The following is a 16,954-nucleotide window of genomic DNA, read 5'->3' as shown; positions in this document are numbered from 1 at the left end:
TTCAATAATTAGTCAACACGTCGTTAAATCCATACACTTACGATCATATCAATGAGCTTGATGCCCGCAAAAGGAACTACCACTCCGCCTAGCCCATAGATAAATATATTGCGTCCAAGCAGCTTCGTAGAGCTCATTGCTTTATACGACACACCCTTCATAGCCAGTGGGATGAGCAGCGGAATAATAATCGCATTAAATATTAAGGCGGATATTATAGCCGAGCTTGGCGAGCCTAGTCCCATTACATTCAGGGCTTCCATTTCAGGAATAGCGAGCATGAACATCGCCGGAATAATGGCGAAATACTTCGCGATATCATTCGCGATACTAAAGGTTGTTAACGCACCCCGCGTCATCAGCAGCTGTTTACCAATCGCCACGACCTCAATAATCTTCGAAGGGTCAGAGTCCAAATCGACCATATTTGCTGCTTCCTTAGCAGCTGTAGTGCCGCTATTCATGGCTAAGCCCACATCAGCTTGGGCAAGGGCAGGGGCATCATTTGTACCATCCCCAGTCATCGCAACCAGCTTACCCTCGTTCTGTTCGCGGCGAATGACTGCTATTTTATCCTCAGGTGTACTTTCCGCGATGAAATCATCTACCCCCGCTTCACGGGCAATCGTAGCTGCGGTCAGCGGATTGTCACCCGTACACATGATGGTCTTAATCCCCATTTTCCGCAGCTCATCAAACCGCTCTTTCATGCCTGGCTTTACGGTATCCTTCAAGTAAATAAGTCCATAGATCCGATTGTCTACCGCAACCGCTAACGGGGTCCCCCCCATCCGGGCGATGGCATCAGAATTACTGTCGAGGTTCGCGGGAATGACACCGCCTTTCGACTGTACCCATTTCTTCACGGAGTCTACCGCACCTTTGCGTACGCAGCATCCATCTTGCAGGTCAATACCACTCATCCGTGTTTCGGCCTTAAACTCTACGAATTCGCCACCTTCAGCAAGCTTGCTGTCATAGCTGCGTTCCAGCTTCTTGGCCAGCTCAATTACAGAACGTCCCTCAGGCGTCTCATCCTTTAGGGAACTGATGGCCGCCCACGCTGTAAGCTCAGCTTCCGTTTCATTTCCGACAGGAACAAATTCACTCGCCATCCGGTTCCCGAAGGTAATCGTACCGGTCTTATCTAGGATCATCGTATTAATATCGCCGGCAGCCTCAACTGCCTTGCCCGACATGGCGAGTACATTAAACTGGGTCACCCGGTCCATACCCGCTATTCCGATTGCGGAGAGTAGCCCCCCGATTGTTGTCGGAATCAGACAGACCAACAAGGCGATCATAACCGGAATATCAAGATCAACGCCTAGATAAGTTGCAATCGGCCGCAAGGTCACTACTACAATCAGGAAAATCAGCGTCAGACTGATCAAAAGCGTATTTAGTGCGATTTCATTCGGTGTCTTCTGACGTTTCGCCCCTTCAACAAGGGAGATCATTCGATCTAGAAACGACTCACCAGGATCACTTGTAATTCTGACTTTAATCTCATCACTGACGACCCGTGTACCGCCTGTAACGGAGCCAAAGTCCCCACCAGCCTCCTTGATTACAGGTGCGGATTCACCTGTAATCGCTGATTCATCTACGGAAGCCAGCCCTTCAATCACTTCACCGTCACCAGGGATGAGTTCTCCCTGACTGACGATGACGATATCTCCTTTACGCAGCTCGGAGGAAGAGACTGTCTTCACCGCTCCTCCAACCAGTTTGTTAGCTGTGATATCTTGTTTTGTTTTTTTGAGCGAATCGGCTTGGGCTTTACCCCGGCCTTCCGCCAGTGCTTCAGCGAAGTTCGCAAACAGCACTGTAAATAGCAGAATGAACAACACTGTGATATTGAAGCCTATCGATTGCTCTGCATTAAAATATCCAGGAGCCAGCACCATGAGGAGGACAATGATCGTACCGACCTCTACCACGAACATGACGGGATTTTTGATTAGCGTTACTGGGTTAAGCTTTATAAAACTATCCTTTACAGCGCTAAGGAGTATGGGTCCCGTCAGCAACTTTTTTCTTTTTACAGTACTCATCTTATTCTCCCTCTTCCTACCGTAAGGTTAGATATTCTGCAATGGGGCCGAGTACAATGACCGGCAGGAACGTCAACGCACCGATAATCACTACTGTACCAATCAGAATTCCCGTAAACAGTCCATTGTCTGTGCGGAACGTGCCAATCGTCTCAGGAACCGGCTTCTTCTTAAGCAGAGAACCTGCTACCGCCAGCATTGCAATGATAGAGACATAACGACCTAGCAACATGACAATCCCGGTTGTGACATTCCAAAAAGTTGTATTGTCTGCAAGCCCTTCAAATCCTGAACCATTGTTCGCGGCAGAAGAGACATATTCATATAACACTTGGCTGAGTCCATGGAATCCAGTGTTCGTAATCGCCCCTTGCCCCAAATCGGTCAGGAACGCAGCTGCGGTTGGCACAAGGATAATGAACGGATGCACAAGGATCGCTATGGCAATCAGCTTCATCTCCTTGGCCTCTATTTTCCGTCCGAGGAACTCCGGTGTCCTGCCGACCATGAGACCGCACAGGAAGACACCCAGAATCGCATACATCAGCATATTGATCAGTCCGACACCTTTACCACCGAAGACATTGTTGAGCATCATCAGTGCAAGAGGCGTAATACCTCCCAGCGGCGTCAGCGTATCATGCATATTGTTAACACTACCTGTCGTAGCTGCGGTTGTTACTGAAGTAAACAAGGAAGACTGCGGTATGCCGAAGCGCACCTCTTTACCTTCCATACTACCTTGTGAAGATTCAATTCCTAGTGCATTGATCGCCGGATTGCCTTTCGATTCAGCATAGAAGTTTAGGCTTAACAGCAGAACAAACAAGGTCATCATTGCGGTAAAAATTACCCAGCCCTGACGTTTGTTCTTGGCAAACAATCCGTACATATAAGGGAGCGAAGCTGGCAGCATCCACATAGAGAGAATCTCTAGCACGTTCGTAAGTGGATTAGGGTTCTCAAAAGGATGCGATGAATTGGCCCCGAAGAAGCCGCCACCATTCGTGCCCAGATGTTTGATCGATTCCAAAGAAGCTACTGGACCGATAGCAATTTGTTGTGTTTGGCCCTCTAGTGTAGTGACTTCAAGTGATGGCTTGAGCGTTTGTGGCACATGTAGTCCTACCAGCACCAATGAAACTAACAAAGCTAGCGGAATGAACACACGAATATGTGCTTTGACGAAATCCTCGAAGAAGTTCCCGACTGATTTCCGTCCCGTGATTCCTCTGACAAAGGCAACCGCAACAGAAAATCCGCTCGCTGCAGATGTGAACATCATCATCGTGATGACAGCCATTTGTGAAAAATACGAAAGCCCCGTCTCCCCGCTATAATGCTGCAGGTTCGTATTGGTCATAAAGCTGATCACTGTATTGAATGAAAGCGTCTGTTCCATATCCGTAATTCCATTCGGGTTTAACGGCAATCCCCGCTGCAATCTAAGAACAATGTAACTGAAAGTAACCAATACGATATTTGTTAACACAAAGCTGAGCGCATACTTCTTCCAAGACATTCCGTCCCGTTTTTTCAGGCCGATCAGCTTATAAATCCCTTTTTCCATGCCTCCAAACCATCGATCCGTACGGTTCGGTTCATTAGAAAATACATAATATAAATACGTGCCCATCGGCTTAACCAGCAAGATAAGAATTACGATTACAGCAACTATTTGCAAAATGCCCATGAATGCCCCTCCTTAAAATTTCTCCGGATGAATCAATGCGTAAACCAGATATACAAACAACAGTAGGGTAACAGCGATTACTAGAATCACAACTTATCCCTCCCTGTATCCTCAACTACACCTGCGCACCAGCGCATAAATCCATAAAACAACCCGTAAATTACAGCTAACGAAGCCACCATATACAGATCCATCATATCTCCCGCACTCCTTCTTTTATCCTTGATGAGGTGATTTATCGATTAGAAAATCAGCATCACCACTATGAGAATAGATTACATAACTTGCACCAAGTCTTTTATAGACCAATCTAGGATTTATTGAGCTTGTGATTACAAAAATCGGCTGTGTCGTCCAAGTGCGGCACATCTGAATGTAGCGGCAGCATAACGTAAAGCTGCTCTCGAACAGATATACCCGTCCTACCGGGAACGGCGGGCGAAACCAAGTATTCTGATGGCGGGTATCAACTAGAACGACTTGTTCAATCCCCATCTCTTCGAGTAGGGCCTTCTCAGGCAAGTTGTTGGTCAATCCGGCCATCTTAATGCCTCTGAATTTTAGAAGCTTAATAAAATGTTCGCCTGCCTTCGTTGGCGCACATACCAGTACATATTCATTCTGATCTGTCATCTCTTATTCTCCTCAAATGCTTTGCTTGTAAGATCAGAGCTTGATCACCCTGATCTTGAAAGAAAAGCTACCGCTAATGATGAATATAACGACCTCTTCGTGAGGTTTTCCATAAATGCTTTGCTTAAAAAAGCACAGCAAAAAGCCACAAAGGATTCTCCTCTGTGGCTCGCTAGCGGTCACATTGCACTCATCCTCTCTCCATACGCTTACGAGGTTAGCTGTCGGATTCGGGCGGTGAGAGTCGCCCTACCTGTATAGATGCGAGCTCACTCGCATCTTCTACAGGATTCACCCCATAACCGGCTTCCGACTCTCACATCGTCTGCCGATTGTTGGTTCCCCCGCTTTCCTTAACGGAAATTAAGCGGATCAAATATTCGATTGTTGTTGAAACAGGAGTAATCATACCCTTATGCAGGAAGAATTGTAAAACCTGATTGATGCCAAAATAATGCAAATTAAAAACTATTTTCGTATCGGATAGCGCTTACTTGATATCCAATCTCTCTATATCTCTTGTTTACTCGAGTTTTAATCCATTAGCGAAAAGCGGGCATACCATGTGATTTTATTCACCACAAATGTAGAAATCTTAAAAAAACGCCTTTATAGGTAAGAAAACAAGAAGTCGAGATTAAGCGAGGAAGAAGCCCGATAACTCGCAATAAATACCTATTTGGTTCCCTTTTCCGTCGTAGTAGGCAGGATTTGGTTTAAATCGCGCTCAAAAGAACACTTTCTGTTTTTACAGAAACACCTTGAAAAGAGTATGATTCGGGTTGAATCTATTTCACGAAATACATTCAACGCTGAGTTCCTGTATTTGCAGGGAACGGGGGAACCATCAGGTCACATGGCCTACTTGGGGTGAATCCGAAGGAGACTGTCCAAGTCTCATATAGGTAGGGCGACTCTCACCGTCCGAATCCGACAGCTAACCTCGTAAGCGTAAAGAGAGAGACCCTTGATCCGCCACGCTTTGGCACAGGTGTGTGTATACCTGTATTCCAAAACCGCAGCAGAGGTCCTCCTCTTGCTGCGGTTTTTGCGTTACCTGAATCTATAGGGTGATAGCATGCTGGACGGGGTGAAAGGAATGAAACACTATTATTGGGGAACTCAGCAAGAGCTACTTGAGCCGATAAGTCTAAATTATGTTTGCTTTGGAGCGTTGTGGTTCGAAGAGGATCATCACAGAACTATTGTCGGCTATGCTTTTGGTCAGAAGCAGATTGAATCACTTCGCCATTTCAGCAGCCCATCTACCTGTGAATACTGTATGGACCGAACAATTATATACGAAATATATAAAAGTATCCGAGAAAAGCAACAGCTGCAGGATTGGTCAGCACACCAACGTTTTCCGTGGCTCACCGCTTTTAAGGAACCGTGGAAAGACATTGCAGTCGGTTGGTACGTAATGAGATCCCGCAACACCTTTCCCTTACATTTATCCGTTATACGCAAACAGAAATTCAGACTATGGCTAGAGCATACCGCAGTCTGTGAGAATGAAGCTGAAATGCTCGCCTGTATAGAGAAGGCTAATGACATTCACCATGTAGATCTTAAGCTTTTGGAAACCTAAGGAGGAAAAAACTGTCATGGACCAGCGAAGACTGTCTCGCATAGAAGTATTCGTCTTTGATTCACCTGAGCCTATTCATTATGGAATGGAGGCTGATCAAGGCAGCCGTTATGGCATCCTGAAACTTACCTGTAAAGGAGGTAGCAGCTGGGGGGCATGTCTTATCTCTGCCAATACCAAAACTTTCGATCTTATTAAATGGAGTTCTTTTCTCAGAATGATATACCATTGCCGGCTAGAGGAAGCGATAGATAAAGTACGTACCCATGGTTCAGAGTGGGATCAGACTCAGTTTGAGCTAGTGCAAGGTGCTTTACAGGATTTAAAAGCCAAGCTGCAGGGTAAATCCTTGGCAGGGCACATTGAGCAAGGTCGTCTGTACAGAGCTGTCGCTGGTGGGAGAGATTCCAAAGGAGGGCGGCTATATTATAAACCATCCAGTGTTGCGCTTCAAAAACATAGTTATCCAGAACCTGATACCGCCGAGCTTATCAACAAATCCATTTCTTACTTTTCTATATTATAGGTTCATCCCATAACCCATTCTGAAAGGATCGTGTTTATCATGCCTGACCCCTTACCTGCCGAATCATCCCGTAGAACTATATTTGCAGAGTGTGTTCAAAAGTGTACGAATGATATCTATATGCTCAGTTCCATGTTGTTACAACAATCAGCAGAAGCCGAGAAGGTTACTATCCGTACTTTTAAAGAGCTTCACAAAATATTCCGTCAAAAAAGCTTCGACAGCCAGCTATTCTCTATCGAAGCTTACCGTTCTTGTATCCGACAATGCGCCGATTATTACGCACGCCGGTCTCTTCTGTCTGCCAAGGCATTGCCTTGGGAGGAACAGCTTATAAAAACGATGTGGTATGGCCTAAAGCTATCTTTACCTCAAATAAGCATCATTCTGCAAAAGAGTCTTCCTGTACTAAAAGCACAGCTTAGGCGTGTGCGGGAGCAACTGACTGCTCAAGAGGATTTGCTGCCTAGTGGTAATCTATCCGTTGTCTAACTCCCTCAACTATCTTCCAAATAACTTTTACGATACGTACACAAAAAAGAAAAAAGCCACGGCATCTGCCGCGGCTTCCTTTCCCTATTATTACGCTTTGCTCTTACGCGCCTTACCGTACATCCACAATCCCGCAATCATCCCTACCATGGCAACACCAGTCAATACACCTTGAGTGAAATCCATAACAGCGGATCCATCTGAATGGAGCATTCTACTAACCGTAGCCAGAGATACCGAACTCATTAAAAGCATCATATTGTATTGTTCACTTTTAGTCATGATTACCACTCCTTAAAAGTTTATATGAAGCCACTTAGATCTTGTAAGCCTTCATCGCTTTTCTGATCTCTTTAATACTTGGACGTTTGCCGTACATCAATACGCCTGTGCGATAGATCTTGGCAGCCAACCATCCAAAGATGAACGTGGTAACAAGCAGGATGGCTAATGATACAATAACTTGCCAGATCGCTACTTCACCAACACCAATCCGGAGCAGCATGGTCAATGGAGAGGTGAAAGGCACATAACTCGCTACCTTAACCAGCAGAGTATCCGCATTAGAGATACTGAACAGTGGAACATAGAATGCTACGAAGCCTAACATCATAATCGGCATAACCGCTTGGCCAAGATCCTCTGTACGGCTGACAATCGAACCTACAGCTGCATACATCAAGGCATAGAGGAAATAACCTAGTACATAAAGAACAATTCCATAAAGCAACAAATTAATATTAAGCTGGCCTAAATCCAGGTCTAAATCTTTCAAAATCGTTGCATTATGCGGAAGCTTAAGATTGACGACTACCGCTGCGATAATGACGCCAATTTGTAATAATCCTACTAAGAAGACACCGATAACTTTACCAAACATTTGCGCTAAAGGTGAGGCACTTGTAATCAGAATCTCCATGATCCGTGAGCTCTTCTCTGAAGTAATCTCAGCTGCGATCATATTACCGGTCATCATGATAGACATGAAGAACAGCATAAGCATGGCGTATACAATGACGTAATTAATAGGTGGAGCGGACTCCTGCGACGCATCCTTATCTCCCGCAGTCCCATCAGGGTTGAGCTGCTGAGTAGCTATCTGTACCGGTGTTGACATAGCAGCAATCTGCTCCTGCGTCAGCTTGTCGCCAACGATGAACTGGGTGTTGGCCTGCTGAAGGGCATTTTGGAGATAGATTTGCACATCGCCCTTCAATTCACCATTTTCACTATGATAAGTAACGGGTGGAAGTCCTTCGCCAGTAGGTTCTGCAAAAGTAACGTACCCCTCTACAGTCCCTTCATCTAAAGCTTTCTTTAGCTCCGCATCGTCGGCAGAAGTATATTGCACAACTTTTGCCTGCGGCATTCCTTCAGGTGAAGTATATGCCTTCAACAACTCTGCAGCCTGATTTCCCTCTTCCGCGATCACAGCAATTTGAGTCTCTGCGTTTGTTTTAGAATCACCCTTAAACTGATCGATGATGTACGGAAGATTCATCCCAATGCTGAGCAGCAACACTAGAATTAATGTAGTAATCATGAATGATTTCGTTCTTACTTTATTTTTAAAGGTAAAGCCAATAATTGTCCCCATCTTATTCATGAGATTCACCCACCGCTCTGATAAAGATTTGATTTAATGTTGGTTCCTTAATTTCAAAATGCTCCACTTCACCCTGTGCCATCGCCTGCTGTAGGATACGTTGTGCTGCGCCGATCTCACTGATGGACAACAGATAACCTCGCTCCTGTCGCTGTACTGCTGTTACACCTGCAATTGATTCTAGACCGGTCACTTCGTTATCCGTACGCAACAATACTTGTTCACGAGGATACCCACTCTTAATCGTACGAATATCGCCCTGCACGACAGTATTGGAACGATCCAAAATCGTAATATTACGGCAAAGCTCTTCAACATGCTCCATCCGGTGAGTAGAGAATAAGATACTCGTTCCTTGATCACGTAATTCTTTTACCGTATCTTTCAGTAGTTCCACGTTAACAGGGTCCAAGCCACTGAAGGCTTCATCAAGGATGAGAATTTGCGGTTTATGAACTACTGCAGCGATAAAGCCCATTTTCTGCTGATTCCCTTTGGAGAGCTCTTCAATCTTCTTATTGTAATAATCTGGAACCTCAAACCGATCAAGCCAATAGCGGAGGCTCTTATCTGCATCACTAGCTGACATCCCGCGCAGACGTGCCAAGTAGACGATTTGATCGCTTACCTTTACCTTTGGATATAATCCTCTTTCTTCAGGCAGATAGCCCATGATTTGCTGAAGTTCGCTGTTATATGGCTTTCCATTATACAAAATTTCCCCACCATCAGGGTAAATTAGGCCAAGCACCATGCGCATTGTGGTTGTTTTCCCTGCACCATTTGCCCCCAGTAATCCGTAAATTTCCCCCTTGCCTACCGTTAGGTTAATTCCGTTTACAGCGGTTTTCTCTCCATATTGCTTCATTACACTTTCCAGCTTTAAGGCTTCCATTTCTCTAGTCCCCTCTCTTGTGATCAATCAGGATAGGACGGTGTCCCTGTGTCCATAAACCCAATATTTCGTCCAGTTCTAAACTGCGACTCTTAATAACCTTTACGCCCAAGTCCTGAATGCGTTTCTCGTTCTTAGAAAATTGTTCTATGATAAAAGAAGCTACACCCGGTGTATCCATGGTAAAGTTTATACCTCCCGGTAATTCCGCTGATAACTCAGCAAGCTCCTCTTCATCTGCAACCTGTACCCACACCTCTGTCCAAGTACCGAATAAACTGTCTTTCTCGGCCATACCTAGCAGTTCACCTCTATGCATAAGCACGATATAATCAGCCAACCGCCGCACCTCTTCTACAATGTGTGTGGAGATGATGATCGTAGCGTTGTTCTCATCCATATATTTAAGCAGCGTCTCGATCATAATCTTCCAGGCAAAGGGATCAAGACCTGATGAAGGTTCATCCAATAGCAGCAGACTTGGGCGTGACGCAAGTGCTGCGGCAATTTCGAATTTCCGACGCTCACCCTTAGACATCTTAGAAAGCCTCATATGATATGGAACCTCAAAGCGATCCAATAGATCCTGAAAATACGACTTATCCCAGTTCGGATACCAATGCTGTCGAAAATGAGCTGCCTCTTCTGCATTCCAGTGGTTCTCCTCAGTAATCGATGTCTCAGGAACATAGGCAATGGTCTGCCGCAGCTCCAGAGGCAACCCGCTATCATACCTGTTCTCAAACCAATATATCTCGCCTTCCTCTGGATTGGTCAGCTGCATCAGTAGATTCAGTAGCGTGCTTTTGCCAGATCCATTCTGACCTACCAGGGCTGTAATATATCCTCTTGGCAGATTCATGGTCAGCGGTCCTATCGTCTTGTTTCGTCGCTGTTTAAGTACATTCCGCAATTCTATAGCCATCTGTACCATATGAATATGCGCCCCCCTTTCATTCCTTTGCTCTATACTTGCGTTCTACAATCTCCATAAAAATCTGCTCAAGTTCATCCTTGCTGCAATGTACAGATCGGCCGATATCCACAGCACTTTCAAGTGCTTTGCCTACCGTGTCCCGTTTGTATTCTTCCATTGCTCCGTCGCCTACATGTGATACAAAGGTACCTGTTCCTTGTCTCGTTCGCAGCAAACCTTCATTCTCCAGATCCTGATATACGCGCCGCACTGTAATTACACTGCATTTCAGATCTCCTGCGAACTCACGAATCGAGGGCAGTAGCGTACCTTCTGTAATGACTCCGCTAATGATTAAGGATCTAAGCTGAGTCTCTATCTGATGATAGAGGGGCTCTGCACTATTTTCGTTGATTTGTACCGGTATCCACATTATTTACACCTCGCCTTCCACTCTAGCGTGCTAGAGCGCAGTCCTTGCCATTCCGATTTTTTATACGAGATTGCGACTCTTCAGTCGATGTATAGTCCATTTAGAGAATAACTGCACAGATATTGTTCCCAGTAGAAGTGACCCCCACATGATCGGAGATAACAGCCCCCACTCCTTGGAATAGGAGATACTGTATAAAAACAAATTGCCTCCCCCAAGTGTAACTAGGAATGATATTCCCCACGATAACACTACGATAAGCAATGTTAGCCATAGATAAGCTTTGCCGCTAAAAAGATACTCAATAAAAATATATAGACCTGAGACCATGAAGCCGAAGCCGAGCCATGTAATGGCAAAAGCTATATACGAGGGAACCGCCAGCTCTGTCCGGAAATTCTCCCCTAACAAGTAAACAATACCGAAGAATAACGTACCATTTAGAATAAAGGAGCCTACCCCCTGAAGTTTTCTCCGCGATAGTATTACTGCAGCTGGAATCGGTAAGGTTCTTAAGTAAACCAACATTTTTGTGTAAGAGTCTTCACTCCAATATTTCATGGAACGGCGAGAGAATGTTAATCCCAATAAGGGTATAAAGGAGAGAAATAAGAAATCTGTTATCATCGTCCGATCCTGCTCACCTAGTACGTCATTTGCTACCAGGCTAGTCATTCCACCAAGATAACACATAAAAATAACTGTTATTACGAGGGTCCCAAATATCTTTAATTTGTCTCCGCGAAAATCAGAGCGCAACATAAACCATGAATCTTTTAATGTTCTCATTAAAACTAACCTCGCTTTACAATGTCTTCAGCGTCTAGCAGAAGCAGGTGTTCATATCCCTGTGCTTACTGTATATATCTATATACACAGTATATGACCTTAATTTACCATTGTCAATCCTGTAAATGGAAAACATTCAAGTTGATTAGGAGGTATGCGCTCCCCCCTTTTGGAGAAGGCTTTGCACGTATGGGAAACTGATCATTATTGGGATTAACTAATCAGAGGATTAAACATAACTTATGGAGAGGTTGAATGTGAGCGAAGGACGCGAAGTGAGGTCAGCCTCATTGTTGCTTCTCCAACGGGTTGTAGGTGTAGGGCTAGTTGTTGCGGCTCGGTGGGGTGATTGAAGGGCGGGAGCGACTCCTCGGTGGTTGTGACCACTAATGGATGCGACCGCTCAATCGATGCGAAGGCTCGACGGGTGCTACTGCGAGTGGATGTGAACGCTCAATCGATGAGAGGGCTCGGCGGGTGCTACTGCTGAGTGGATGTGACCGCTCGGTGAGTGTAACTGCTAGTAGAAGCAACAATTAGGGAAAATCTCCCTCAAATCACTTTAATTTAGCCTAAAATCAACATTTTTAGGGAAATCCTCCCTAAAAATTCGCCCATTTACGCGTTTTAGCGCTAAAACCGTAAAAAAACAGGGAGGAATTCCCTAATTACCGATTTTCGAGCTCAAAACTCATCTTTTTCAGGGAGGTTTTCCCTAAAAGTAAGCAGATAGAATACTTCACATCACGCACTGTTCAGATCACGAGTGATTTCACAGTACAATTTCAAGATTTCAGCACTCCCCCAACTCCATAAACTAAAATAAGCCCGTCATCCATCATCCCTATTTAGGAACGAGCAGATGCACAGGCTTATTTCATTACTATTCACACAAATTCACGTACGATTCGCACGCATATTCACATGCTCTTTTCACATGCCAATCACAAGCTCTTTTCACGCAACTATCTTACGCGCCCAAAATAACTTCCCACACTGGCTTGGTGTGTCCACCTGGATACAGAACATAAAGCAGCACATATACCATAACGCCAGTAATCGCAGTAATGAACCAGATTATAGATGTTACTCTGCCCCACTTACGGTGCTTGGAGTACTTCGCCTTAAATCCAAGAGTTAACGTAGTAAGTCCGAATACCGCAGCTACCGTTGCCAGCACGATATGGAAGATCAGAAACACTTGATAAATCGTCTGAAGTTCATCCGGTCCGCCCCATGAGGTGTTTCCCACGAACAACGTTCTAGATACATAAACAATAAAAAACAGGAGCGCAGCGATTGCGGCAGCAATCATCGTCTTCTTGTGCGCCTCGCGTTTGCCCTTAATGATGAGCCACCAGCCAATAGCTACGAGCACCGCACTGAGCACGATGAACGATGTGCTAATAGTTGGAAACACCGTAAAAATATCCATGATTCTCCTCCTTGGCAGTCTACCAGTTATGCACGGGTCAAGGTGCTCTCCTCGAGTGCTGAGGAAGGCGTCGATAATTCATCGCCCTCTTGTCCGTTCTCTTTTTTATACCAATGATAGAACACATAAGCAAGCATAGAGGCAAAAATAAATTCCTGAATGAACTTCATCGCGATACCTCCCACCTGCTGATCCACTTTTGGTGACAACAAAGAAAAGAACGCAGGACCCCCAAAATTCTGAAGTAAGGCAGAAGGATCACCCGATATACAATAGCCCATGGCAAGTGCCCAAGTCTCCGGATCACTGTAAGTAGCATAGAGCGGTTGATCTGCAAAAATAATCAGTCCGCAGGCTGGTGTCAGCAATACCATGTTTAGAAAAATAAACCCAATCTTGCCCAGTCCACTCGCCATTCGGCGCTCCGGTAGCGGATTGATCAAAGTCCACCACATTAAGGCAGCTGTTAGGAATAAAACAATATAGTAGATTCGGTGAACGGTAAAATGCAGCATCACATAATCATGGATAACAGGAATATGGTACAAAGAAAATAGACCATTAAACAGTAAAGCAGCTACCACCGGTCGAGCTAAAAAAGACAGCCGGCGAAATGGATTTACTCTCAATATGCTGCGCCAGATAAAATCTGGAATCCCCAGCATAATCAGCGGCACCGCCACTAGGTATGACAAGGCCATACTAACCATGTGGAATGAAAACATCATATGTCCTAATAGACTAACAGGACCGCCTTGTGCAAGATAAAGCGCAAGCATTCCGCACACAAATAGTGCTCTTCGCCAGAACGGAACCGGAACTGAATCGGCATGACGTCCAGCAATCGGACCAATCCAAACGAAATAACCCGCCGTCAGCAGCAGCATAACCGCCAGAAAAAGCGGGCTCCACAGTTCTGCAAAGCTAAAATATTGTAATCCGAGCATAACCCTAACCCCTCCTAGCGCAGGATCTAGTTAAACACCAAAAAGAGGGGGCATCTCAGCCCGCCTCTTTCTTTATAGTCCGTTAATTCCACCAAACCCAATACAGCGACATAATAATACAGGTACCGGCGGTAAAAAAACCACCCAGCATGAAGATAATCGGTATTAGATGTCCTTTATCTTTCAGGTGCATCCAGAAGCCCATCTGTACAATGACCTGAATGACTGCCATCACCAGTAGTAGAATAACCGCAAAGGTGGCATTCACGCCTCCAGCAGCAACAGCGGCGAAAGCAATTAAGGTCAAGACAATGGACAGTATAAAGACAACAATATGCCTCTGTGGCCCTTCATGCCGATGACGATGCTTATACCCGTCATTCTCTGGCACATGCTGATCTGTCGTCATAGTGTCTAGCCCACCTTTCCAAGTAGGTATACAACCGTAAAGATGAAGACCCATACCACATCAATAAAATGCCAGTACATGGCTGACACATACACTTTTGGTGCAGTAACTACGGTTAATCCTTTACGCATGAGTTGCCCAATCAGGATGGCGATCCATGCAATCCCGAAAGCTACGTGCGCACCGTGGAATCCTACTAATGTATAGAATGCCGAACTAAATGCACTTGTAGTCATTCCGAAGTCTTCGTGTCTCACATATTGAGTAAACTCATAGATCTCCAGAATCAGGAAGCCGAGCCCTAAGACTACAGTTACCAAAAGCCAGTTACGAAGCACAGCCGGACGGTTCCTATGCATCGCTTGGATAGCGAATACACTCGTCAGACTGCTTACCAAAAGAATGAATGTTGCAGCAGCTACAAGCGGCAAGTGAAACAGTTCATTCGCCGATGGCCCCTCATTCGTCTGATTACGCAATGCGAGGAACGTAGCGAACAACGTACCGAACAATACTGCTTCCCCACCTAGAAATAACCAAAAGGCAAGAACCTTGTTTCGTCCTTCGAGCGTAGCTTTTTCCGGCTCGTGAGGAAATTCTTCCTTAGAAGCTTCTGCATGTGCCGTTGTCATGTCCGCTCACTTCCTTCCAGCTCTTCAGGTTCAATATGCCATCCATGATCATCATACAGCGAACGCAACAGCATAGATCCAAACGTAATGATAAGACCGATGGCTGTAACGATATAATTATTAAACATAAAGCTCATAAAGGCGTTGCCGAAGTCATCCCGACTAAACATAAAGCCCAGTCCAGCGATGAAAATCCCAACAGACATAGTGAACGGCAATATGGTTGCAGACGGCATATGAATCGAACCAACGGGTTCAGCCGGAGTCATGCCTTTATTTCCTGCCATCTTTTCTTTCCAGAATGCATCAATTCCACGGATAAGCGGGGTTTGCTTGAAGTTATATTCTGGCGGTGGCGAAGAAATCGTCCATTCTAGTGTACGTCCATCCTCCCACGGATCATCAGCTGCATCCATTGGCTTTCTTGAAGTTAGGAAGACATTGACTAAGAAAATAATCGTACCGACAGCCATCAGCCCAGCACCAATTGTACTGACTAAATTCAGCAAATCGAATTGCTGATTCGGCAAATACGTAAATACCCGACGTTGCATCCCCATGAGTCCAAGGAAATGCTGTACAAAGAATGTCAGATGGAATCCGATGATAAACGTCCAGAAGGTCCATTTGCCCAGCTTCTCACTTAGCATCCGACCAAACATCTTCGGCCACCAGTAATGCAGACCTGCAAACAGGCCAAGCACCAAGCCGCCCACAATAACGTAGTGAAAATGCGCTACAACAAAATACGTATCATGGAACTGAAAGTCAGCAGGCGCAGAAGCCAGCATGACGCCAGTGACGCCACCCATCGTAAAGGTAGGAATGAATCCTGCCGCGAACAGGTTTGGTGTCGTGAAACGTACTTGCCCGCCCCACATCGTGAACAACCAGTTAAAAATCTTGATTCCTGTCGGAACCGCAATCAACATCGTTGATACAGAGAACAATGCGTTAGCTACCGGCCCAAGTCCGGTAGTGAACATATGGTGAGCCCAAACCATGAAGCCCAAGAAGGCAATCAGGATGGTAGCGAACACCATTGAGCTATATCCGAACAATCGCTTCCGTGAAAAAGTCGGGATAACCTCCGATATAATTCCGAAGGCAGGCAGAATGAGGATATATACTTCTGGATGACCAAATATCCAGAAGATATGTTGCCAGAGCACCGGATTACCCCCAGCCCCAACCTCGAAGAAATTGGCTCCAAGTATCCGGTCGAATGTCAGCAGTACCAAACCTACTGTAACTGCTGGAAATGCAAACAAAATAATTGCGGAAGTAATAAATGTAGTCCAAGCAAACATCGGCATCCGCATGTAGGTCATTCCCGGCGCGCGCATCGTAATGATCGTGGCTAGAAAGTTAATCCCCCCGATAAGGGTACCTAATCCGGCAATTTGAAGACCAATCGTATAAAAGTCTACACCGTGTGTGGTGCTGTATGTACTCGTAGATAGTGGGGTGTAGGAGGTCCATCCGGCATCCGGAGCGCCACCCATTATCCAGCTGAGATTCAGTAGAATTCCGCCGAACAGGAAGGTCCAGAAGCCAAGTGCATTTAGAAAAGGAAAGGCTACGTCACGTGCACCGATTTGTAGCGGTATGACGGCATTCATTAAGGCGAAGATGATTGGCATGACGCCGAGGAATATCATCGTCGTACCATGCATGGTAATAAGTTCATTGAACGTTTGGGCATCCAAAAAATTATTCATTGGCTTGATGAGTTGCCAGCGAATCAGAAGTGCTTCAATTCCGCCGATACCAAAAAATAATCCTCCGGCCCATAGGTACAAAATTGCAATTTTTTTATGATCGACGGTTGTAAGCCAATCCATAAGTCCTGTATGGCGCTTCACACTGTGGCCATGCCCGAGAGGCTTGGATGAATTCA

18 protein-coding genes and 2 riboswitches are annotated in these 16,954 nt (G+C 45.4%); of the genes, 4 read left to right on the top strand and 14 right to left on the bottom strand.

Features of this window, described 5'->3' with window-relative positions:
* Positions 1–23: 23 nt before the first annotated feature.
* From kdpB to MKY19_RS02660, 3 genes are all read right to left on the bottom strand, one after another.
* Complete coding sequence (gene kdpB / locus MKY19_RS02670; protein ID WP_339800087.1) at positions 24–2,057, bottom strand: potassium-transporting ATPase subunit KdpB; 2,034 nt, start codon at positions 2,055–2,057, stop codon at positions 24–26.
* A 16-nt stretch (positions 2,058–2,073) separates the two neighbouring features.
* Complete coding sequence (kdpA, locus tag MKY19_RS02665) at positions 2,074–3,750, bottom strand: potassium-transporting ATPase subunit KdpA (RefSeq protein WP_339268513.1); 1,677 nt, start codon at positions 3,748–3,750, stop codon at positions 2,074–2,076.
* Positions 3,751–3,966: 216 nt separating this feature from the next.
* Positions 3,967–4,383 (bottom strand): hypothetical protein, encoded by a 417-nt coding sequence (locus MKY19_RS02660; RefSeq protein WP_076285918.1) that lies wholly within the window; start codon positions 4,381–4,383, stop codon positions 3,967–3,969.
* Positions 4,384–4,573: 190 nt separating this feature from the next.
* Positions 4,574–4,763: riboswitch (cyclic di-AMP (ydaO/yuaA leader) on the bottom strand.
* A gap of 420 nt (positions 4,764–5,183) precedes the next feature.
* A riboswitch (cyclic di-AMP (ydaO/yuaA leader) is annotated at positions 5,184–5,349 on the top strand.
* Between the two features lie 133 nt (positions 5,350–5,482).
* Here MKY19_RS02660 and MKY19_RS02655 point away from each other — a divergent pair.
* The 3 genes from MKY19_RS02655 to MKY19_RS02645 all read left to right on the top strand — a co-directional run bounded on the left by MKY19_RS02655 (position 5,483) and on the right by MKY19_RS02645 (position 6,992).
* Positions 5,483–5,974, top strand: a complete 492-nt coding sequence (locus tag MKY19_RS02655; RefSeq protein ID WP_339800083.1) for a hypothetical protein — start codon at positions 5,483–5,485, stop codon at positions 5,972–5,974.
* A 16-nt stretch (positions 5,975–5,990) separates the two neighbouring features.
* Positions 5,991–6,500, top strand: coding sequence for a hypothetical protein (locus MKY19_RS02650; protein ID WP_094877483.1), 510 nt, complete (start codon positions 5,991–5,993; stop codon positions 6,498–6,500).
* A 132-nt stretch (positions 6,501–6,632) separates the two neighbouring features.
* Complete coding sequence (locus MKY19_RS02645; RefSeq protein ID WP_339268508.1) at positions 6,633–6,992, top strand: hypothetical protein; 360 nt, start codon at positions 6,633–6,635, stop codon at positions 6,990–6,992.
* 90 nt (positions 6,993–7,082) lie between these two features.
* On the opposite strand, the gene MKY19_RS02640 is transcribed toward MKY19_RS02645, so the two are convergent.
* Genes MKY19_RS02640 through MKY19_RS02615 form a run of 6 tightly spaced genes read right to left on the bottom strand, consistent with a single transcriptional unit; the run spans position 7,083 to position 11,631 of the window.
* Complete coding sequence (locus tag MKY19_RS02640; RefSeq protein ID WP_339268506.1) at positions 7,083–7,274, bottom strand: hypothetical protein; 192 nt, start codon at positions 7,272–7,274, stop codon at positions 7,083–7,085.
* Between the two features lie 34 nt (positions 7,275–7,308).
* On the bottom strand, positions 7,309–8,598 hold the full coding sequence (locus MKY19_RS02635; RefSeq protein WP_076285923.1) for an ABC transporter permease: 1,290 nt from the start codon (positions 8,596–8,598) through the stop codon (positions 7,309–7,311).
* Entirely contained in the window at positions 8,591–9,493 is a 903-nt protein-coding gene (locus MKY19_RS02630) for an ATP-binding cassette domain-containing protein (protein ID WP_339800078.1), read from the bottom strand. Before MKY19_RS02630 ends, MKY19_RS02635 begins: the two co-directional genes overlap by 8 nt.
* A gap of 4 nt (positions 9,494–9,497) precedes the next feature.
* Positions 9,498–10,427: an ABC transporter ATP-binding protein gene (locus tag MKY19_RS02625; RefSeq protein WP_339268503.1), complete on the bottom strand. Its 930-nt coding sequence runs from the start codon at positions 10,425–10,427 to the stop codon at positions 9,498–9,500.
* 19 nt (positions 10,428–10,446) lie between these two features.
* Entirely contained in the window at positions 10,447–10,842 is a 396-nt protein-coding gene (locus tag MKY19_RS02620; RefSeq protein WP_339268501.1) for a GntR family transcriptional regulator, read from the bottom strand.
* Positions 10,843–10,902: 60 nt separating this feature from the next.
* The gene (locus MKY19_RS02615) at positions 10,903–11,631 is read right to left on the bottom strand and encodes a hypothetical protein (RefSeq protein WP_339800076.1); all 729 of its coding nucleotides are present in this window, start codon (positions 11,629–11,631) and stop codon (positions 10,903–10,905) included.
* Between the two features lie 393 nt (positions 11,632–12,024).
* Here MKY19_RS02615 and MKY19_RS02610 point away from each other — a divergent pair, with 393 nt between their 5' ends.
* A complete protein-coding gene (locus MKY19_RS02610; protein WP_339800073.1) occupies positions 12,025–12,171 on the top strand; it encodes a hypothetical protein in 147 nt (48 codons plus the stop codon).
* Between the two features lie 430 nt (positions 12,172–12,601).
* Here the strand turns inward: MKY19_RS02610 and MKY19_RS02605 are convergent, their stop codons facing one another.
* From MKY19_RS02605 to ctaD, 5 genes are all read right to left on the bottom strand, one after another.
* Entirely contained in the window at positions 12,602–13,066 is a 465-nt protein-coding gene (locus MKY19_RS02605) for a DUF420 domain-containing protein (RefSeq protein ID WP_042123812.1), read from the bottom strand.
* A 26-nt stretch (positions 13,067–13,092) separates the two neighbouring features.
* On the bottom strand, positions 13,093–14,013 hold the full coding sequence (ctaG, locus tag MKY19_RS02600) for a cytochrome c oxidase assembly factor CtaG (RefSeq protein WP_076300136.1): 921 nt from the start codon (positions 14,011–14,013) through the stop codon (positions 13,093–13,095).
* Between the two features lie 82 nt (positions 14,014–14,095).
* Complete coding sequence (locus MKY19_RS02595; protein WP_042184535.1) at positions 14,096–14,422, bottom strand: cytochrome C oxidase subunit IV family protein; 327 nt, start codon at positions 14,420–14,422, stop codon at positions 14,096–14,098.
* A gap of 5 nt (positions 14,423–14,427) precedes the next feature.
* Positions 14,428–15,054, bottom strand: coding sequence for a cytochrome (ubi)quinol oxidase subunit III (locus tag MKY19_RS02590; protein ID WP_076300135.1), 627 nt, complete (start codon positions 15,052–15,054; stop codon positions 14,428–14,430).
* Entirely contained in the window at positions 15,051–16,898 is a 1,848-nt protein-coding gene (gene ctaD / locus MKY19_RS02585) for a cytochrome c oxidase subunit I (RefSeq protein WP_076285960.1), read from the bottom strand. The genes MKY19_RS02590 and ctaD overlap by 4 nt, the downstream gene beginning before the upstream one ends.
* Between the last annotated feature and the right edge of the window lie 56 nt (positions 16,899–16,954).

The sequence above is a fragment of the Paenibacillus sp. FSL R5-0744 genome, assembly GCF_037972555.1.
Lineage (GTDB): Bacteria > Bacillota > Bacilli > Paenibacillales > Paenibacillaceae > Paenibacillus_AQ.
This window is presented reverse-complemented; position numbering and strand designations above follow the sequence as displayed.

Bases quoted from the DNA above. Each gene is read 5' to 3' on its own strand.
- kdpB (WP_339800087.1), bottom strand. From the start codon at position 2,057: ATGAGTACTGTAAAAAGAAAAAAGTTGCTGACGGGACCCATACTCCTT.
- kdpA (WP_339268513.1), bottom strand. From the start codon at position 3,750: ATGGGCATTTTGCAAATAGTTGCTGTAATCGTAATTCTTATCTTGCTG.
- MKY19_RS02660 (WP_076285918.1), bottom strand. From the start codon at position 4,383: ATGACAGATCAGAATGAATATGTACTGGTATGTGCGCCAACGAAGGCA.
- MKY19_RS02655 (WP_339800083.1), top strand. From the start codon at position 5,483: ATGAAACACTATTATTGGGGAACTCAGCAAGAGCTACTTGAGCCGATA.
- MKY19_RS02650 (WP_094877483.1), top strand. From the start codon at position 5,991: ATGGACCAGCGAAGACTGTCTCGCATAGAAGTATTCGTCTTTGATTCA.
- MKY19_RS02645 (WP_339268508.1), top strand. From the start codon at position 6,633: ATGTTGTTACAACAATCAGCAGAAGCCGAGAAGGTTACTATCCGTACT.
- MKY19_RS02640 (WP_339268506.1), bottom strand. From the start codon at position 7,274: ATGACTAAAAGTGAACAATACAATATGATGCTTTTAATGAGTTCGGTA.
- MKY19_RS02635 (WP_076285923.1), bottom strand. From the start codon at position 8,598: ATGAATAAGATGGGGACAATTATTGGCTTTACCTTTAAAAATAAAGTA.
- MKY19_RS02630 (WP_339800078.1), bottom strand. From the start codon at position 9,493: ATGGAAGCCTTAAAGCTGGAAAGTGTAATGAAGCAATATGGAGAGAAA.
- MKY19_RS02625 (WP_339268503.1), bottom strand. From the start codon at position 10,427: ATGGTACAGATGGCTATAGAATTGCGGAATGTACTTAAACAGCGACGA.
- MKY19_RS02620 (WP_339268501.1), bottom strand. From the start codon at position 10,842: ATGTGGATACCGGTACAAATCAACGAAAATAGTGCAGAGCCCCTCTAT.
- MKY19_RS02615 (WP_339800076.1), bottom strand. From the start codon at position 11,631: ATGAGAACATTAAAAGATTCATGGTTTATGTTGCGCTCTGATTTTCGC.
- MKY19_RS02610 (WP_339800073.1), top strand. From the start codon at position 12,025: ATGCGACCGCTCAATCGATGCGAAGGCTCGACGGGTGCTACTGCGAGT.
- MKY19_RS02605 (WP_042123812.1), bottom strand. From the start codon at position 13,066: ATGGATATTTTTACGGTGTTTCCAACTATTAGCACATCGTTCATCGTG.
- ctaG (WP_076300136.1), bottom strand. From the start codon at position 14,013: ATGCTCGGATTACAATATTTTAGCTTTGCAGAACTGTGGAGCCCGCTT.
- MKY19_RS02595 (WP_042184535.1), bottom strand. From the start codon at position 14,422: ATGACGACAGATCAGCATGTGCCAGAGAATGACGGGTATAAGCATCGT.
- MKY19_RS02590 (WP_076300135.1), bottom strand. From the start codon at position 15,054: ATGACAACGGCACATGCAGAAGCTTCTAAGGAAGAATTTCCTCACGAG.
- ctaD (WP_076285960.1), bottom strand. From the start codon at position 16,898: ATGGATTGGCTTACAACCGTCGATCATAAAAAAATTGCAATTTTGTAC.